Origin of the sequence: Variovorax sp. V213 (genome assembly GCF_041154455.1) — a bacterium.
Lineage (GTDB): Bacteria > Pseudomonadota > Gammaproteobacteria > Burkholderiales > Burkholderiaceae_C > Variovorax.
In genome coordinates, this window is record NZ_AP028665.1 from 462,402 (window position 1) to 478,458 (window position 16,057).

The 16,057-nt window shown below is 67.2% G+C and carries 14 protein-coding genes; 8 read left to right on the forward strand and 6 right to left on the reverse strand.

Going from position 1 to position 16,057, the window contains the following annotated elements; genetic code table 11:
* Positions 1-32 precede the first annotated feature (32 nt).
* On the forward strand, positions 33-1,058 hold the full coding sequence (locus ACAM55_RS27250) for an AraC family transcriptional regulator (RefSeq protein ID WP_369657376.1): 1,026 nt from the start codon (positions 33-35) through the stop codon (positions 1,056-1,058).
* 289 nt (positions 1,059-1,347) lie between these two features.
* Here the strand turns inward: ACAM55_RS27250 and ACAM55_RS27255 are convergent, their stop codons facing one another.
* Positions 1,348-1,728, reverse strand: coding sequence for a winged helix-turn-helix transcriptional regulator (locus ACAM55_RS27255; RefSeq protein ID WP_369657377.1), 381 nt, complete (start codon positions 1,726-1,728; stop codon positions 1,348-1,350).
* Positions 1,729-1,822: 94 nt separating this feature from the next.
* Here ACAM55_RS27255 and ACAM55_RS27260 point away from each other — a divergent pair, with 94 nt between their 5' ends.
* The 6 genes from ACAM55_RS27260 (at position 1,823) to paoC (ending at position 8,092) form a co-directional block, all read left to right on the forward strand.
* Positions 1,823-2,245: a DoxX family protein gene (locus ACAM55_RS27260; RefSeq protein ID WP_369657378.1), complete on the forward strand. Its 423-nt coding sequence runs from the start codon at positions 1,823-1,825 to the stop codon at positions 2,243-2,245.
* Positions 2,242-2,982, forward strand: coding sequence for an SDR family NAD(P)-dependent oxidoreductase (locus tag ACAM55_RS27265; RefSeq protein ID WP_369657379.1), 741 nt, complete (start codon positions 2,242-2,244; stop codon positions 2,980-2,982). Before ACAM55_RS27260 ends, ACAM55_RS27265 begins: the two co-directional genes overlap by 4 nt.
* Before the next feature lie 176 nt (positions 2,983-3,158).
* A complete protein-coding gene (locus ACAM55_RS27270) occupies positions 3,159-4,121 on the forward strand; it encodes an AraC family transcriptional regulator N-terminal domain-containing protein (RefSeq protein ID WP_369657486.1) in 963 nt (320 codons plus the stop codon).
* A gap of 166 nt (positions 4,122-4,287) precedes the next feature.
* Positions 4,288-4,932, forward strand: a complete 645-nt coding sequence (paoA, locus tag ACAM55_RS27275; protein WP_369657380.1) for an aldehyde dehydrogenase iron-sulfur subunit PaoA — start codon at positions 4,288-4,290, stop codon at positions 4,930-4,932.
* Complete coding sequence (locus ACAM55_RS27280; RefSeq protein ID WP_369657381.1) at positions 4,929-5,879, forward strand: xanthine dehydrogenase family protein subunit M; 951 nt, start codon at positions 4,929-4,931, stop codon at positions 5,877-5,879. The genes paoA and ACAM55_RS27280 overlap by 4 nt, the downstream gene beginning before the upstream one ends.
* 2 nt (positions 5,880-5,881) lie before the next feature.
* Positions 5,882-8,092: an aldehyde oxidoreductase molybdenum-binding subunit PaoC gene (paoC, locus tag ACAM55_RS27285; RefSeq protein WP_369657382.1), complete on the forward strand. Its 2,211-nt coding sequence runs from the start codon at positions 5,882-5,884 to the stop codon at positions 8,090-8,092.
* Positions 8,093-8,114: 22 nt separating this feature from the next.
* Here the strand turns inward: paoC and ACAM55_RS27290 are convergent, their stop codons facing one another.
* The 3 genes from ACAM55_RS27290 to ACAM55_RS27300 are packed head-to-tail and all read right to left on the reverse strand — an operon-like array spanning position 8,115 to position 12,003.
* Positions 8,115-9,572: an MFS transporter gene (locus tag ACAM55_RS27290; protein ID WP_369657383.1), complete on the reverse strand. Its 1,458-nt coding sequence runs from the start codon at positions 9,570-9,572 to the stop codon at positions 8,115-8,117.
* A gap of 5 nt (positions 9,573-9,577) precedes the next feature.
* A complete protein-coding gene (locus tag ACAM55_RS27295; RefSeq protein ID WP_369657384.1) occupies positions 9,578-10,549 on the reverse strand; it encodes a tripartite tricarboxylate transporter substrate-binding protein in 972 nt (323 codons plus the stop codon).
* A gap of 44 nt (positions 10,550-10,593) precedes the next feature.
* Positions 10,594-12,003 (reverse strand): amidase, encoded by a 1,410-nt coding sequence (locus tag ACAM55_RS27300; protein WP_369657385.1) that lies wholly within the window; start codon positions 12,001-12,003, stop codon positions 10,594-10,596.
* Positions 12,004-12,115: 112 nt separating this feature from the next.
* Here ACAM55_RS27300 and ACAM55_RS27305 point away from each other — a divergent pair, with 112 nt between their 5' ends.
* Complete coding sequence (locus ACAM55_RS27305; protein ID WP_369657386.1) at positions 12,116-13,015, forward strand: LysR family transcriptional regulator; 900 nt, start codon at positions 12,116-12,118, stop codon at positions 13,013-13,015.
* Positions 13,016-13,031: 16 nt separating this feature from the next.
* Here ACAM55_RS27305 and ACAM55_RS27310 read toward each other — a convergent pair whose 3' ends face one another.
* The gene (locus ACAM55_RS27310; RefSeq protein ID WP_369657387.1) at positions 13,032-14,267 is read right to left on the reverse strand and encodes a dienelactone hydrolase family protein; all 1,236 of its coding nucleotides are present in this window, start codon (positions 14,265-14,267) and stop codon (positions 13,032-13,034) included.
* A 43-nt stretch (positions 14,268-14,310) separates the two neighbouring features.
* A complete protein-coding gene (locus tag ACAM55_RS27315) occupies positions 14,311-16,044 on the reverse strand; it encodes a styrene monooxygenase/indole monooxygenase family protein (protein WP_369657388.1) in 1,734 nt (577 codons plus the stop codon).
* Positions 16,045-16,057: the final 13 nt, after the last annotated feature.

Genomic DNA, 16,057 nt, shown 5'->3' on the forward strand with positions numbered 1-16,057 from the left:
CCCATTCCTGCCATCGGTCCGAGAGTGCGGCCATGCGCGTTCCCTCCCTGCCTTCCCGGATCGAATATGCCGGCCATCGCATTGCCGGCTTGCGCCTGGCGGACTCCCGTGACGTCGACCAGTCCAACGAACTTTCCGCCCGCCTGTTCGGCTCTGCACGCATGCGCCGGCTGCGCGCCGGTGGTGCGTTCCATTTCACGCACGACCACGTGCCCTTCGGTGCGGTGTCTTTCGACCGCATGAGCTGGGGTGCCCATACCGCGCTCGTGCCCAAGGCCGAAGCGCTGCCGGGCTATTACCTCGTCAACTTGCCCATTCGCGGCACGGCGCGGGTGCGGCAGGATTCGCACGTGCAGCCGCTGGCGCACGGCATGTGCGGCGTGTTCAGCCCCTTGCGCAGCTTCGAGATCGAGGCTTACGAGGGATTCGACCACCTCCTGGTGCGCATCGATGCCGCGTTCCTTGCGCGTGCATGGCAGGGGATTTCGGGCCGGCCGCTCACTGCGCCCCTGTTCTTCGACCCCGCCATGCCGGATTCACCGACGCTCGCGGCCAGCTGGATGTCCTTGGTGACCTTGGGCGAGAGCGTGGCAAGACTGCCCTTGGGCACCGCGGCGCGCGAGTATGCGCAATCGGCCTTGTCCGCCAGCGTGGCTTCGGTGCTGCTGACGCAGCACCCCCACAACCATCGCTTTCTGCTGGAGTCCGACGCCAAGGCGGCTGCGCCCCGCGTGGTCCATCTGGCCGAGGAATTCATGCTGCAGCGGTTGCGTGAACCGGTGACGGCGGAAGAGGTCAGCACTGCCTGCGGCGTGTCGCGCCGCTCGCTGTTTGCCGCATTTCAGGCGCATCACGCCACAGGCCCAATTGCATGGCTGCGGCAGCGCCGTTTGGAAGCCGCACGCGCGTTGCTCGAGAAGCCCGCGCGCGGCGACTTGCGCGTGGCGGACGTGGCCCTGGAGCTGGGCTTCTTCCATGTGGGCGAATTCGCGGCGGCCTACGGACGCGCTTTCGGCGAATCGCCGTCCGTCACATTGCGGCGGGCCCGCCTGGGCTAGCGCAATCGCGGCGCGAAGCCGGTTGAGACACCGCGCCGGCCAAAGATGCTCGACCATCGGCCCATGCCATCGCTTCGAAGCATCGCCGTGACCGTTATCGAAGACAAGGAGGGCGCCTACCGTTGGGGCCTTGTCGAACTCGAAGACGAGCCCGAACCGGAGCCAGAGCCCGAAGAAGACTAGAAGAAAAGCGGCGCGGCCTTCGGGTTTGGTTTCGGGCTGCCGAAGATCGGCTAACTCAGCAAGACACGGGCACCCGCGCGACAGCGATATCTACCGGCGACCGCCCTCAACTGCCTTTGGCTTTGCGCCCGCGCGAGCTCGGCTTGAGCGGCACGCTTTTTCCGTATTCGTTCCACCAGGCCGTGAGCGCCTCCATCGTCGGACCGAGCGCGCGCGCCTTTGTCGTGATCTCGTATTCGACGCGCGGCGGGACTTCCGCGAACACCGTGCGCGACACCAGGCCGTCCTTCTCGAGTTCGCGAAGTTGCGCCGTCAGCATGTGCTGGGTGATGGCGGGAATTGCCTTTCTCAGCTCGCCGAAGCGGTAGATGCGCTGATTCAGCAGCCACATGATTTCAAGCTTCCATTTGCCCGACAGCAGTGCGAATGCGCGGCGCATTTCCTCATGCATGTTGATCTGGCTGTCGCCACTGGTCTGATTTTTCATACTAAGCGTCGTTTTTTCATCCTACTTGCTGGATTTCATCTTAGACGACATCCTTACTGCATCTCAACGCAATCCACGCGCCCAGCAAGAACCCATGACTCAAAACTACCCCTACTGGGTCAGCACGACGCTGCTGTCCCTGCTCTACCTGGCTTCCGCCGTCACCTACATCGCCAAGAGGGACTGGGTCCGCCAGGCCCTCGCCGACCTGGGCTATCCCGCCTACCTGGTGCCGATCCTCACCGCCGTGAAGTTCCTGGCCGTTGCCGCCATCCTGTCGCGCGCGAGCGTGGCTCTGAGCGACCTGGCCTATGCGGGCATGTTCTTTCATCTGCTGCTTTCCGCGTCGGCGCACATCGGCGTTCGCAAGCCCGGCGGGGCGCTGCCGGCGGCGGTGGGCCTCGTGCTGCTCGTCGCCTCGTTCGTGACGCAGAACACCGCCCGCGACATTCCGTCGCCCTACGTGCGGGCCGCAGCGGACCACCGTGTATCCCTCAACCCATGGAAATCATCATGACTCGACTCAATGGAAAAGTGGCTGTTGTCACCGGCGCCGGCCGCGGCATCGGCCGCGCCACCGCAAAGCTGTTTGCAGCGGAAGGCGCGAAGGTCGCCGTAGTTTCACGCACCGCCGAAAACGTCGATCGCGTCGTCGCCGACATTCGGGCTGCCGGCGGTATTGCGCTCGGCGTGGTCTGCGACATCGCCGATCCCGGTCAGATCAAGGCGTCGGTCGACAAGGTGGTGGCCGCTTACGGGCGGATCGACATCCTCGTCAACAATGCCTTCGATCCGACGTCGGTCTCGTCGTCCATCATCGATCTGCCGATCGAGCAATTGCAGCGCAATTTCGAGATGGGCCCGATCGCCTACCTGCGGATGATGCAGGCCTGCCATCCCCACCTCAAGGCCAGCGGCGAGGGGCGCGTCATCAACTTCGCATCGCTGGCCGGCGTCCTCGGCATGGCGGGCTATGGCCCCTACAACATGGCGAAGGAAGCGGTGCGCGCACTGACCCGGTCCGCCGCGCGCGAGTGGGGCGCCGACAGGATCACCGTCAACAACCTGCTGCCGGTGGCGAACACCTGGGGCGGGGCCGACGCTCCCGCGCCTGCCAACGCACTCGTGCGCCATGGATCGCCGCAGGAAGATATCGCGCCGGTCGCCCTGTTCCTCGCCAGCAAGGATGCGCAGTTCCTGACGGGCTACAGCCTGACGCCTGACGGCGGCATGATCATCGACAGCGCACGCTGAGCCGCAAGGAAGGACGCGCGAGGAAGAGAGCACGCGGACCCCGGGGGAATTGGATGTCCACGCAAAATCGATTGCGCACTTCGCTGGATTTCTTGCCTGATCCTATGGCGCCGGTCGTGTTTTGTAGATGGAGATTGGCCCGCGAGTTAGAGTCTTCGGCGGAGGCTCCAAGCAACATGGCACCCAGACACCCCGATGCGGCAGCGCAGTGCAGATCGCTGCAGGAAGCGATGGCGCACGTCATCGGCGCACGGACCCCGGAGCCGGGCGACTTCGCGACCCCCATCCCCGGCCTCGGCTTCTTCCGGCGCGAATCCCCCGCGCCGCCTGCCGCGTGCATGGTCGAGCCGAGCATCGTGCTCGTTGCCCAAGGCGCCAAGCAGATGTGGATCGGCGGCGAGGCCTACCCCTACGACACCTCGCAATTCCTCATCACCTCGTTGAACCTGCCCGCCAATTCGGAGGTGAGGGTGGCAAGCCCAAAGCAGCCTTGCCTCGGGCTGGTCTTGAAGCTCGACATCCGCGTGCTGGCCGAACTGATCGCGCAGGGCAACTTTCCGTCGCGTGGCGATCGCTCGGTCGGGGCGAGTGTGGGAATCGGTACGGCAACGCCCGCCCTGTTGGCGCCGATCGGGCGCCTGCTGGCGCTGTTGGACGAGCCCGAAGCCATCCCGGTTCTCGCACCGATGATCCATCGGGAGATTCACTACCGGCTTCTTGGCAGCGATCAGGCGGCCAAGCTGCGGCAGATCGCCTCCGTGGACGGGCAGGGCCACCGGATTGCAAGAGCGATCGACTGGCTGACGTTGAACTATGCCCTGCCGCTTCGTGTCGATGAGCTCGCGGACCGCGTGCAGATGAGCACGCCCACGTTCCATCACCACTTTCGACAGCTCACGGCCATGAGCCCGCTGCAGTACCAGAAGTGGCTGCGATTGAACGAATCGAAGCGATTGATGCTGAACGAGCACCTGGATGCGGCAAGTGCGGCCTTCAGGGTCGGCTACGAAAGTCCCTCGCAGTTCAGCCGCGAATACAGCCGATTGTTCGGAGCCCCTCCCAAGCGGGACATCGAGGTGTTGCGCGGGGCAGCCAAGGGCGTCGAGGCGCGCAAGCAGGGGCTGGCGGATCCGGCGTGAGAACTTAGGTCCGCAGGACGTTGCGACCTCATAGGATCAGGCAAGAAAAGCAGCGAATTGCTCTACCAATCGCCGCGCAGCTTGAGAAGAATGGTGGCCAGGGCGCCCGCCTCCCGGCGGGGCTTGCCCGCACGGCTTGCCCGAACTTCGAACCACAGGAGCTGACATGGACAGTCCCACGACGACCCCCTTGATCTCGCGACGCGGCGCCCTCATCGTCGGCGCCGCCACCGCCGCGGCGGTTTCGTCTTCCGCGCCCGCCGCGGTGGCGCAGGCTGCGCCTTCGGCATCGGCGGCACCCCGTGCAAAGCTGTCGCTGAACGTCAACGGCCAGGTCCGTTCGCTCGAACTCGACACGCGAACGACCTTGCTCGATGCGCTGCGTGAACACCTGCACCTGACCGGCACCAAGAAGGGCTGCGACCACGGCCAGTGCGGCGCCTGCACGGTCATTGCCGACGGAAGGCGGATCAATTCCTGCCTGACGCTCGCCGTCATGCATGACGGCGGGCAGATCACCACCGTCGAAGGACTGGGCACGCCGCAGAACATGCACCCGATGCAGGCCGCCTTCGTCAAGCATGACGGCTACCAGTGCGGCTACTGCACGCCCGGCCAGATCTGCTCGGCGGTGGCCGTGCTCGACGAGATCAAGCGCGGGGTCCCGAGCCACGTGAGCACGGATCTCACCGCGCGTCCTCTGCTGTCGGCCGAAGAGCTGCGCGAGCGCATGAGCGGCAACATCTGCCGCTGCGGCGCCTACTCCAACATCGTCGATGCCATCACCGAAGTGGCCGGGAGCAGAGCATGAAGCCGTTTACCTATGAGCGCGCGCATTCCCCGGCGCAGGCCGCGGCGGCCGTCGCGCGCAGCCGCGGTGCCAAGTTCATCGCCGGCGGCACCAACCTGCTGGACCTGATGAAGCTGCAGATCGAGGCGCCGACGCACCTGGTCGACGTGAACGGTCTTGCCCTCGACAAGATCGAACCGACGCCCGAAGGCGGCCTGCGCATCGGCGCCCTGGTGCGCAACACCGACCTGGCCGCCGACGATCGCGTGCGCCGCGACTACGGCGTGCTGTCCCGCGCGCTGCTGGCCGGCGCCTCGGGCCAGCTGCGCAACAAGGCCACGACGGCGGGCAACCTGTTGCAGCGCACGCGCTGCCCCTACTTCTATGACACCGACCAGCCGTGCAACAAGCGCCAGCCCGGGAGCGGCTGCAGCGCCATCGGCGGCGTCACCCGCCAGCACGCGGTGGTGGGCGCGAGCAAGGCCTGCATCGCGACGCATCCGAGCGACATGGCGGTGGCGATGCGCGTGCTCGACGCGGCGGTCGAGACGGTGCGCCCCGATGGCCGCACGCGCGTGATCCCGATTGCCGATTTCCATCGCCTGCCGGGCGACACCCCGCACATCGAAACGGCGCTTGAGCGGGACGAACTGATCACCAGCGTGACGCTGCCGAAGCCCATCGGCGGCACGCAGATCTACCGCAAGGTCCGAGACCGCGCCTCCTACGCCTTCGCGCTCGTTTCCGTCGCGGCGATCGTGCAGCGCGATGGGACGGGCCGCGTGGCACTGGGTGGCGTGGCGCACAAGCCATGGCGCCTCGAGGCTGCAGAGGCGGCAATGCCGCAGGGCGCCAGGGCCGTGACCGCGCAGTTGCTGGCCGGCGCACAGCCGACCCACGAGAACGCATTCAAGTTGCCCCTGGCCGAGCGCGCGCTGGCCGCGGCCCTGGTGCAAGCGAGGAGCTGACCATGAAATTCGACACGCCTGCCACGACCAATCCCATCGACCAGCTCAAAATCATCGGCAAGCCGACGGACCGGATCGACGGACCCGCGAAGACCACGGGCTCTGCGCGCTACGCCTATGAACGCAACACCGAGGTACCCAACGCCGCCTACGGCTATGTGGTGGGCGCCGGCATCGCGAAGGGCCGCATCGCCTCGATGGACCTGGGTGCCGCGCGCGCGGCACCGGGCGTCCTGGCCATCGTCACGGCGCGCAACGCCGGCAAGCTGGGCAAGGGCGACTTCAATACCGCCAAGCTCCTGGGCGGGCCCGAGATCGACCACTACCACCAGGCGGTCGCGCTCGTCGTGGCCAACAGCTTCGAACAGGCGCGTGCCGCGGCGCAGCTGGTGCGCATCGAGTACACGCGCGCACCGGGGCGCTTCGACCTGAGCGCGGAAATGGGTGCGGCGAAGATGCCTGCATCCAGCCCGTTCTCGGGCGAGCCGGAAACGAAAACAGGAGATTTCCCCGGCGCGTTCGCCGCGGCCGCCGTGCAGCTCGATGCGAGCTACACGACGCCCGACGAGTCGCACGCCATGATGGAGCCGCACGCTTCCATCGCGCAATGGAAGGGCGACAAGCTCACCCTCTGGACATCGAACCAGATGATCGCCTGGGGCGTCGGCGACGTGGCCAAGACGCTGGGCATCCCCAAGGCGAACGTCCGCCTGGTCTCGCCCTTCATCGGCGGCGGCTTTGGCGGCAAGCTGTTCGTGCGGGCGGACGCGGTGCTTGCCGCGCTGGGCGCGCGGGCGGCAAAACGACCCGTGAAAGTGGCGCTGCAGCGGCCCTTGATGATGAACAACACCACGCATCGGCCGGCGACGATCCAGCGCATCCGCATCGGCGCCGCGAGGGACGGCAAGATCGCTGCCATCGCCCACGAAGGCTGGTCCGGCGACCTGCCGGGCGGACAGGCGGAGACGGCGGTCAACCAGACCCGGCTGCTGTACGCCGGTGCCAACCGCCTGACCACCACGCGGCTGGCCGTGCTGGACCTGCCCGAGGGCAATGCGATGCGCGCGCCCGGCGAGGCGCCGGGCCTGATGGCGCTGGAGATCGCCATGGACGAGATGGCGGAGAAGCTGGGGCTCGACCCGATCGAGTTTCGCGTGCTCAACGACACGCAGGTCGATCCCGAGAAGCCGGAGCGCCCCTATTCCCAGCGCAAGTTGATCGAATGCCTGCGCACGGGGGCCGAGCGCTTCGGCTGGAGCAAGCGCAACGCGGCACCGGCACAGCAGCGCGATGGACGCTGGCTCGTGGGGATGGGCGTTGCCGCTGCATTCCGCAACAACCTCTTGACGAAGTCGGCCGCGCGCGTGCGCCTGGACAACCGGGGCATGGTCACTGTGGAAACCGACATGACCGATATCGGGACCGGGTCGTACACCATCATTGCGCAGACCGCTGCCGAAACCATGGGGCTGCCGCTCGACAGGGTGCTCGTGCGCCTGGGCGATTCGGCGTATCCCGTTTCGGCCGGCTCGGGCGGGCAGTGGGGCGCCAACAATTCGACCTCGGGCGTCTTTGCGGCGTGCATGAAGCTGCGCGAGGCCGTGGCCAGCAAGCTGGGCTTCGCCGCGGCCGAGGCGGAGTTCTCGGACGGCATGGTGCGCGCCGGCGAGCGCGTGGTGCCGCTCGCGCAAGCGGCGGGCGCGAACGGCCTGGTGGCCGAGGACGGCATCGAGTACGGCGACCTCGACAAGAAGTACCAGCAGTCCACCTTCGGCGCGCACTTCGTGGAGGTCGGCGTCGACGCCGCCACCGGCGAGATCCGCGTGCGGCGCATGCTTGCGGTGTGCGCCGCCGGCCGCATCCTGAATCCCAAGTCGGCCCGCAGCCAGGTGATCGGCGCCATGACGATGGGTGTCGGCGGGGCGCTGATGGAAGAGCTGGCGCTCGACAAGCGGCATGGCTTCTTCGTCAACCACGACCTGGCGGGCTACGAGGTGCCGGTGCACGCCGACATCCCGCACCAGGACGTGATCTTCCTGGACGAGACGGACCCGATCTCTTCGCCGATGAAGGCCAAGGGTGTGGGCGAGCTCGGCATGTGCGGCGTCGCGGCCGCGGTGGCCAACGCCGTCTACAACGCGACCGGCGTTCGGGTGCGCAACTATCCGATCACGCTCGACAAGCTGCTCGATCGCCTGCCGCCGGTGGTGTAAGTCACCGTACCCTGCGCCGCCATCAAGCGTGCGATGCAGAAGGCAGCTGCGGCTGGCCGGTTCGGCGGCGGGTCCTCGCGATCAGGGCCGCGCCGGCAAGGCAAAGGGCCGCGAGCACGGCCAGCGCCGCACTGGCGCCGCGGCCAAAGGCGGCCGCATCCACGCTTGAAAGTGCCGGGCCGCCGCCGTTTCCAAGAATCATGCGTTGCGCGCCCGAAGGAAGCCCCGCCATCGCCACGCTCAGCGTCAGCGCGGTTCCCACCATGATGCCGGTGTTCTGCAGCGTCGACCGGACGCCGTTGGCAATGCCCCGGCGCTGGGGCACCACGCTCTGGAGGATCGATGCGTTGTTCGGCGTCACGAAACTCCCGATGCCCAGGCCCAGCACCCAGAGGCACAGCGCCAGCTGCACGGCACCGATCGTGGGCTGCAGCAGCGCCGCCAGCAGCGCCAATGCGCAGGCCGCGAGCAGCATGCCGCCCACGCAGATGGATTCGGGCCTGAAGCGCCGAAGCAGGATGCCCGCCACCGGTGCGGCCATCAGCATGCCGAATGCGACCGGTGCGATGCGCAGGCCCGCCTGCGAGGGTTGCAGGCCCGCGCAAGCCTGGAGATACAAGGCCACGAGCAGCAGGGGCGCGGCCTGCGTCATCGACAGGAGCAGGATGCCCGCGTAGGCGGTCCGGCGACCCGGGTCCCGGAACAGAGACGGGTCGACCAACGGACTGGCCGCGCGCATCTGGATGCCGGAGAAAAGCCCGATGGCGCAAAGCCCCGCGAGCATGAACGTCCACACCGGCGTGCTCGTCCATCCGCGGCTGCCCGCCATCGAGAGTGCATAGGTTACGCATCCGATGCCGACAAGGGAAAGCGCCGCGCCCGCCAGGTCGAAGCGCTCGGGCGGGGCGGCCGCACTTCGGGGCAGGACCTTCCATGCCCACGCCAGCACGCCAAGCCCGATGGGCACGTTGAGCATGAAGAGCGCGCGCCAGCCCCACCACGACACGACGAAGCCGCCCGCCAGCGGACCCACGACCTGGGCCAGGGCCGCGACCATGGCGAGTACGCCGAGTGCCAGCCCCATCTTGCGGCGGCCGAACGCATCGCTCACCAATGCGCTGGCGTTGGCCATGACACCGGCCGCGCCGATGGCCTGGCCTGTGCGGCTCGCGAGCATCAGCTCCGCAGTGGGTGCCAGGGCGCATGCCGCGCAGGCGATCACGAAAAGCCCCAGTCCCGCGAGGAACAGTTGGCGCCGTCCCCAGAGATCGGCCAAGCGCCCAAAGCTCAGGATGCAGACGGTGCTGACCAGCATGTAGGACAGCAGGATCCAGCTCGCCTGCGTGGGCGACGCATGCAGGCTCCGCGCCACGGCAGGCAGCGCGACATTGAGTGCGCTGAGATTGAGGAAACACAGCAGCGCGCCCAGGCTGGCGGCGACGAGCACCGCCCAGCCCACCCTGTCTGCGTCATCGGTCATCGATTTCAGTCTTCGCTCTTGAACCCCGATGCCTGGACGATGGGGCGCCAGTACACCCGATCCTCGGCCATGATGCGCTTCAGTTCCGCGCCCGGGAGCCCGGTCGGCTCGAGGCCCATGCGATCGACTTGTCCGCGCACTTGCGGATTGCGCATTGCGGCAAGAAGGGCCGTCTCCAGCTTCGCGACCACCTCCTTCGGCGTCCCCGCCGGCACGAATGCGGCATAGGCGGCATTGGCGCGGTCGAAGGCGTCATAGCCCGACTCCTTGATCGTCGGAACGTCGGGCAGCCAACTCAAGCGCTTGGTGCCTGCGACGCCCAGGATCCGCAACTTGCCCGCGCGGTGGAGTTCGAGCTGGCTGGCCAGCGCGTCGGTGCCCATCGGCACATGGTTTCCGATGATGTCTGTCGCGAGCGGCGCACCCCCTTTGTAAGTGACCGGCGTGAGCGGTACACCGACGGCCTTGGACAACTGCAGCACGCTGAAGTGCAGCCCGCCTCCGAGGTTGGTCAGTCCCACGCTTGCGTTGGCAGGATTCTTCTTGATCCAGGCCACGTACTCGGGAATCGTCTTGAACGGCTGATCTGCGCCGGCGGAAACGACGCAGGGCACATTCGCCAGGTGCGCGACAGGTATGAAATCCTTGTCGACGTCATAGTTCAGCCGCGCATAGGTCATCGGAAAGAGGACGAAAGGCGGTGTGGCGCCGATCAGGATCGTGCGGCCATCGGGCCGTGCGGTCTTGACGGCCTCGATGGAAATCCGGGTCGAGGCGCCGGGCCGGCTCTCCACCAGCACGGGCTCCTTGAGCGTGGTGCGCAAATCCTCGGCCAGCGAGCGCGCCAGGTTGTCGAGGGCGCCACCCGGCGGAACGCCGATGATCAGCCGGATGGGCGCGTTGTTGTCGGCATGCGCGGCGGCGCCGATCAAGGCGATCGACGCACCGAGGAAAAGTGTCTTGAGGAACGAGGCCATGGTGGGAGTACCTTCAAAGTTGAGATGGAAGGGAAGGGGCGAACTCAGAAGGCGAGGGCGGGCAGCGCGTGAGCGGGCCGGTGCGTGGCTTCGAAAGACGCCGCGGCCTGCAGCAGCTCCAGATCCTCGCGAAAGCGGCCGACCAGCTGCATGCCGATGGGCAGGCCATCACGGCCTGCGCCGCACGGCAGGCTGATGGCGGGGTGGCCCGTGAGGTTGAAGGGCATCGTCCACGGAAACCAGTTCGGCCGCACCTCGGCATACGCTTCGCCATCGATCTCGATGCTGCCGAACAGGTCCTGGTCGATCGGCAGGGCGGTGCGCGAGAGGGTGGGCGTGAAGATGAAGTCGTGGGTCTCCAACTGGGCCTGGATCTTGCGAAAGAGCGCGGTCCTGGCAAACATGGCCTGCTGGAAGGCGACCCCGTCGACGTGCTCCGCGAGCGCGAGCTGCTGCAGCAGCGACGGGCTCAACTCGCTGGCATGTGCTTCGGCCAGCGGCGCGAAGCGGCCGCGCCAGCTGGTGTGGTTGATGACCCGCCACACCGGCTCCACGTCATAGCCCTCACCCGACATCTCTTCGAGTTGCGCGCCCATCGAACGCAGCGTGGCAAGCGCGGCTTCGAAGGCTGCGGCAACGTCGGCGGAGATCGGTCGCCCCTCGAGCCTCGCGGAATACAGAATCCGCTTTCCGCGAAGATCGCCGGCGGGCTGCAGCGCGTCGAAGTAGCGCTGCGCCGGCACGCCCAGCGACCACGGGTCGGACCCATGGGCACCCGTCATGGCCTGCAGCATGAGCGCCGTGTCGGCCACGTTGCGCGTGGTGGGCGTCACGTAGGTGTAGTTGCCGAAGGCATCCTGTACCTGGCTGTGGGGCACCACGCCCAGGCTCTGCTTCAAGCCGACGACGCCGTTGCATGCGGCGGGAATGCGCGTCGAGCCGCCGCCGTCGGTGGCGATGGCCAGGGGCGCGACACCGGCCGCGATGGACGAGGCCGCACCGCCGCTCGAGCCGCCACTGGTGCGCGTTGCATCCCATGCGTTGCGCGTGTTTCCGAAGAGTGGCGCATCGGTCAGGCACTTGGCGCCAAATTCGGACGTGGTCGTCTTGCCGATCAGGATGCCGCCCGCCTCGCGCATGCGCGCCACGGCCACCGCGTCCTGCGTGGGCACGTGGTCGCGATGCAGCACCGAGCCGTAGGTCGTCCTCACGTTCGCCGTGTCGACGATGTCTTTTACCGTGAAGGGCAGTCCGTGCAGCAGGCCGAACGCCTCGCCCTTCATCAGCGCGGCTTCGGCGGCCCTGGCCTCTGCCATCGCCTGTTCGTGGCAAAGCGTGATGAAGCAGTTCAGGTGCGGCTGGACCGCGTCGGCGCGGCGCAGTACTTCTTCGACGATCTCCACCGGCGAGAGCTTCCGCTGGGCGACGAGGGTGCGCATCGCCGCGGCGGACATCTCGCAGATTTCGGATGGCGGAAGACGAGGAAAGTTTTTCATGGTGCAAATGATTGATGCGCTACAACATCGAGTCCAATACTGTTTTCTCGAAAAGGCATATGCACAGCGTATGGCAGCACCAGACTTCAGAACGCTCCGCTACTTCGTGGCTGTCGCCGAGGAACGCAGCGTCGGCAAGGCGGCGCGCCGGCTCAACATGGCCCAGCCGCCGCTGTCGGTTCACATCAAGAATCTGGAGGCGGCGGTGGGCACGCCGCTGTTTCGCAGGGCGGCGCGCGGCATGGAAATCACCGACGCCGGCAATGCGCTCTTCCAGCGTGCGAAGGAAGCGCTGCTGCTTGCCAATGAAGGATTCGACGCCGCGCGCGCCATCGGCTCGGGCAGCCGGGGACGGCTCACGGTCGGCACCATGGTCGTGCTTTCCTACCTGGTGCTGCCGCGCCTGGAGAACGCGCTGCGCGCGAAGCTGCCGGACGTGGAGATCCAGTACCTGGAGCTCAATGCCGCCAACAACGTCTCGGCCATCACCGATTCGCAAGTGTCCGTGGCCATCTGCATTCCGCCCATCGCCCATGCAGGCATCGCGGTCGAGCGCATCGGCACCCAGCCCTTGATGCTGGCCGTGCGCGCGGATTCGCCCTTGGCCCGGATGGCCAGCATTCCACTGGCGCGGCTGTCAGGCATGCCCCTCATCGGGCTCCCCGTGCCCGATGGCGACGTCGACAAATCCATCATCGCTTCGATGCTCAGGCGGCACGATGTGAGCATGCCGATCGCGCAGCGCGTGGAAACCATGGTGTCGGCGCTGGCGCTCGTGCTGGCGGGCAGGGGCGTGGCCATCTTGCCCGCCTGCGCGCGCATCGGCCGGCCGCCGGGCGTGGTGTTCAGGCCCTTGCGCAACGTCGACGCAAAGATGGACATCGCCGCCTGCTGGCGCAGCGACTGGCAGAGCCCCTTGATCGAGCCGTTCCTGGCGTGTGCGCGGGCGTCCCTGCGGCAGGCGGCCTAACCGACAGGGCGTGCGCTCATCGCTGCAGCAAGCCGTTCGACGGCAGCGTCTCGTCCAGCAGCTTGCGCGCCGTCTCGATGCCGGCCACCGGCAGCAGTTTCGGATCGAGCAGGCCCACCTGCACCAGCACGCTGGCCTGGTCCCAGTAGATGTGCTCGTGGTAGAGCTTGTCGCCGCGGAACTTGACCACCGCCAGCAACGGAATTTCCACCCGCTTTCCGGTCGGAGGAACGCCCGGCAGCATCCACGGAATTTCCGTGGTGTGCGTGAAGCAGAACAGCATCTCGTCGACCACTTGCGTGGCGCCGACGGTGCGCGAGACCGGCACCAGGGAGGTATCGGGCGGATTGCTGTTGACGAAGTGATTCGTGTAGAAGTGGTGCAGCGCCTTGTAGCCCACGCCGCCGGTCATGGTCGGAATGTGGTTGACATAGGGTTCGGGCACCATCGTTTGCATGGTGTCGTCGACATTGCGCGTGCCGAACTCGTATTCGCAGTGCTTGTCCCAGAGCGCGGCCAGGTCGTGGTGCGGGCCGATGGCCGACTTGAGCGCGGCGATGCTGCGCTCGTGGGCCATGAGCGCCGAAGGGCGGTGGTAGTGCTCGCCGCCCGTCCGTGCAAAGGCATGGTCGACACCCGGGTACACATGCACCTCGACGTTCGGCCGGCCGCGCAGCGTCTGCACGATGCGTTCGCGCGCCTCGGGCGGGCAGAAGCCGTCGAGCTCGGCCAGATGCAGGGCGAGCCGGCAGCGGATGTTGTCGGCCTCGTCCAGCGCCGCATCGATGCCCACGCCGTAGTAGCCGACGGCGACGTCCGCATCGGTGCGGCACGCCGCCAGGTAGGCCAGCTTGCCGCCCAGGCAGAAACCGAGCACGCCGACTTTGGCGTCCCGGACTTCGGGCCGCTGGCGCAACGCGTTGATGGACGCCTGGATGTCTTCCATGCCTCGTGCCTCGTCAAAGCCCTGGTACAGCGCGAATGCGCGCTGCCAGTCGTCCGGCGAGTAGCCGAGTTCGACGTCGGGCTGCTGGCGCCAGAACAGGTCGGGCACCAGCACCACGTAGCCTTCCTCGGCGTAGTAGTCGGCCACCTCGCGCATCGTTGCGTTCACGCCGAAGATCTCCTGCGCGAGCACCAGGCCCGGGCCGCTGCCCGAGCGCGGCACGGCAAGGTAGCCGCTGAAACTGCCGCTGCCGTCGGTGGCCGGGATGCGGATTCGGGGCGTGGCGCCGGGTGCTTTTTCCTGCATGTGAAGTGCTCCGTTCGAGGGTTGTATGGTGCGGGCCACGCGCTCATTGCGCACACTCCGGGTGCCGCGTCGTGACTTGGTAGTAGCCCGAATGAAAGACCAGCGGCTCGCCGTCGAAGCGGTCGTAGCGCTCGACCTCGCCGATGAAGATCAGATGGTCGCCGCCATCGTACTGCTTCACGTTGCGGCAGACGAACCGGGCGATGGCGCCATCCAGCAGCGGCACGCCGCCCGTGCCATCGCAGCATTCCACGCCGCAGAACTTGTCCGCCTGCGGTGTGGAGAACTGCCGCGACAGGTGATGCTGGTGCGCCGCGAGCACGTTGATCGCGAAATGGCTGGCGCCGGTGAAGTCGGCCACGCTCGGTGCCTGCCGGGCCAGGCTCCACAGCACCAGCGGCGGATCCAGCGAGACCGACGAGAACGAATTGGCGGTCATGCCCACGCGGCGCCCGTCGATGGAACGGGTGGTGATGACGGTCACGCCGGTGGTGAACTGTCCGAGCGCCTTGCGGAAGTCGCGCCGGTCGAAGCGGTCGCAGGCCGCCTCGCGCGCCCGGGTTTCCAGGAAGCGGTCTGCCTCGGCGGCATCGAACCACCACGGTGCGAAAACGCGCGGGTCATCGAAGCCGTTGGCGATGGTGCTCGCCACCGCGGGTACGTGGGTGGCGCTTTGCAGCAGCTTGTGCAGGTGCGGCTTTGGCGGCGCGAGCAGGCTGTGGGTCCAGGAGGTGGCCCAGCGGGCATAGCCTTCCCAGTAGCGGTCGAAGGTCTCCTGCATCCACGCCGCGTCGAACGGTGCATCGCCGTGTTCGAGGATCCGTTTCAGGTAGATGTCGGCGCACTTGGCTGCATTGTTGGCGCCCTGGCCGGTGATCGGGTCGTTGAGCACCACCGCGTCCGCCAGGCCCAGCACATGGCGCCCCGAAGGCAGCGTGGCCACCGGCTTGCGCACCGTGGGCGCGAAGCGGCCCGCGAGGACACCGTTGTCGTCGGTCAGTTCGATGTCCGTGCAGCGCTCGGCTTCCCAGGGCAGGAAGGTGTCGAGGATCCGCTTGCTGCGCGCGAGATGCTCCTGCGGCGTCTTCACGTCCGCCCAGCAATCCATCGGGCCGCCCGGCACACCCTCGAACACCATGATCTCGCAAGGCCCCGTCGTGGTCAGCGCCGGGAACACGAAGTATTCGCCCACGCCCGGAATCAGGTTGAAGCACACGCGCGCATGGGGCAGGGCGGGCTTCATTCCCTTCACATAGGTGAGCGCCAACGCGCGCTGGGGCTGGTCGAATGGCGAGCGCCCGGTGTCGCGCTCGAACAGTTGCGAAATCTCGCCCTTGCCACTGGCGACGACGACGAGATCGTGCGCCGCGGCGCAGGCTTCGAGCGCGTCGAGCCCGACGTCCTGCAGCACCAGCCGACCGCCGCGCTTCTCGAACTCGGCCATCCAGGCTGGGATCTTGAGGCGCTGGTCGACCGACCGCGCGGGCCCGTCGAGCTTCGCGCTCCACTCGATGGACTTGCCGCCTTCCGGGTTGCGCACCGCGATGCCGATGCCTTCCACGGCGGGGCATTCGTCCGCCCACCAGTCCAGTTCCAGCTCGCGCTCGGTCTGCAGTGCGGTCTCGAACATGCACTGGCTGGACATCACCGGCCCTTCGAAGATCTCCTTCGCCGTGCGGTTCGAAAAAACCGTCACCTCGTACCCCGCGCGCTGCAGGCCGAGCGCGAGCTGCATGCCGGACTGTCCGGCGCCGACGATGGCCACGCGTTGCGTCATGCGTTCACTCCGG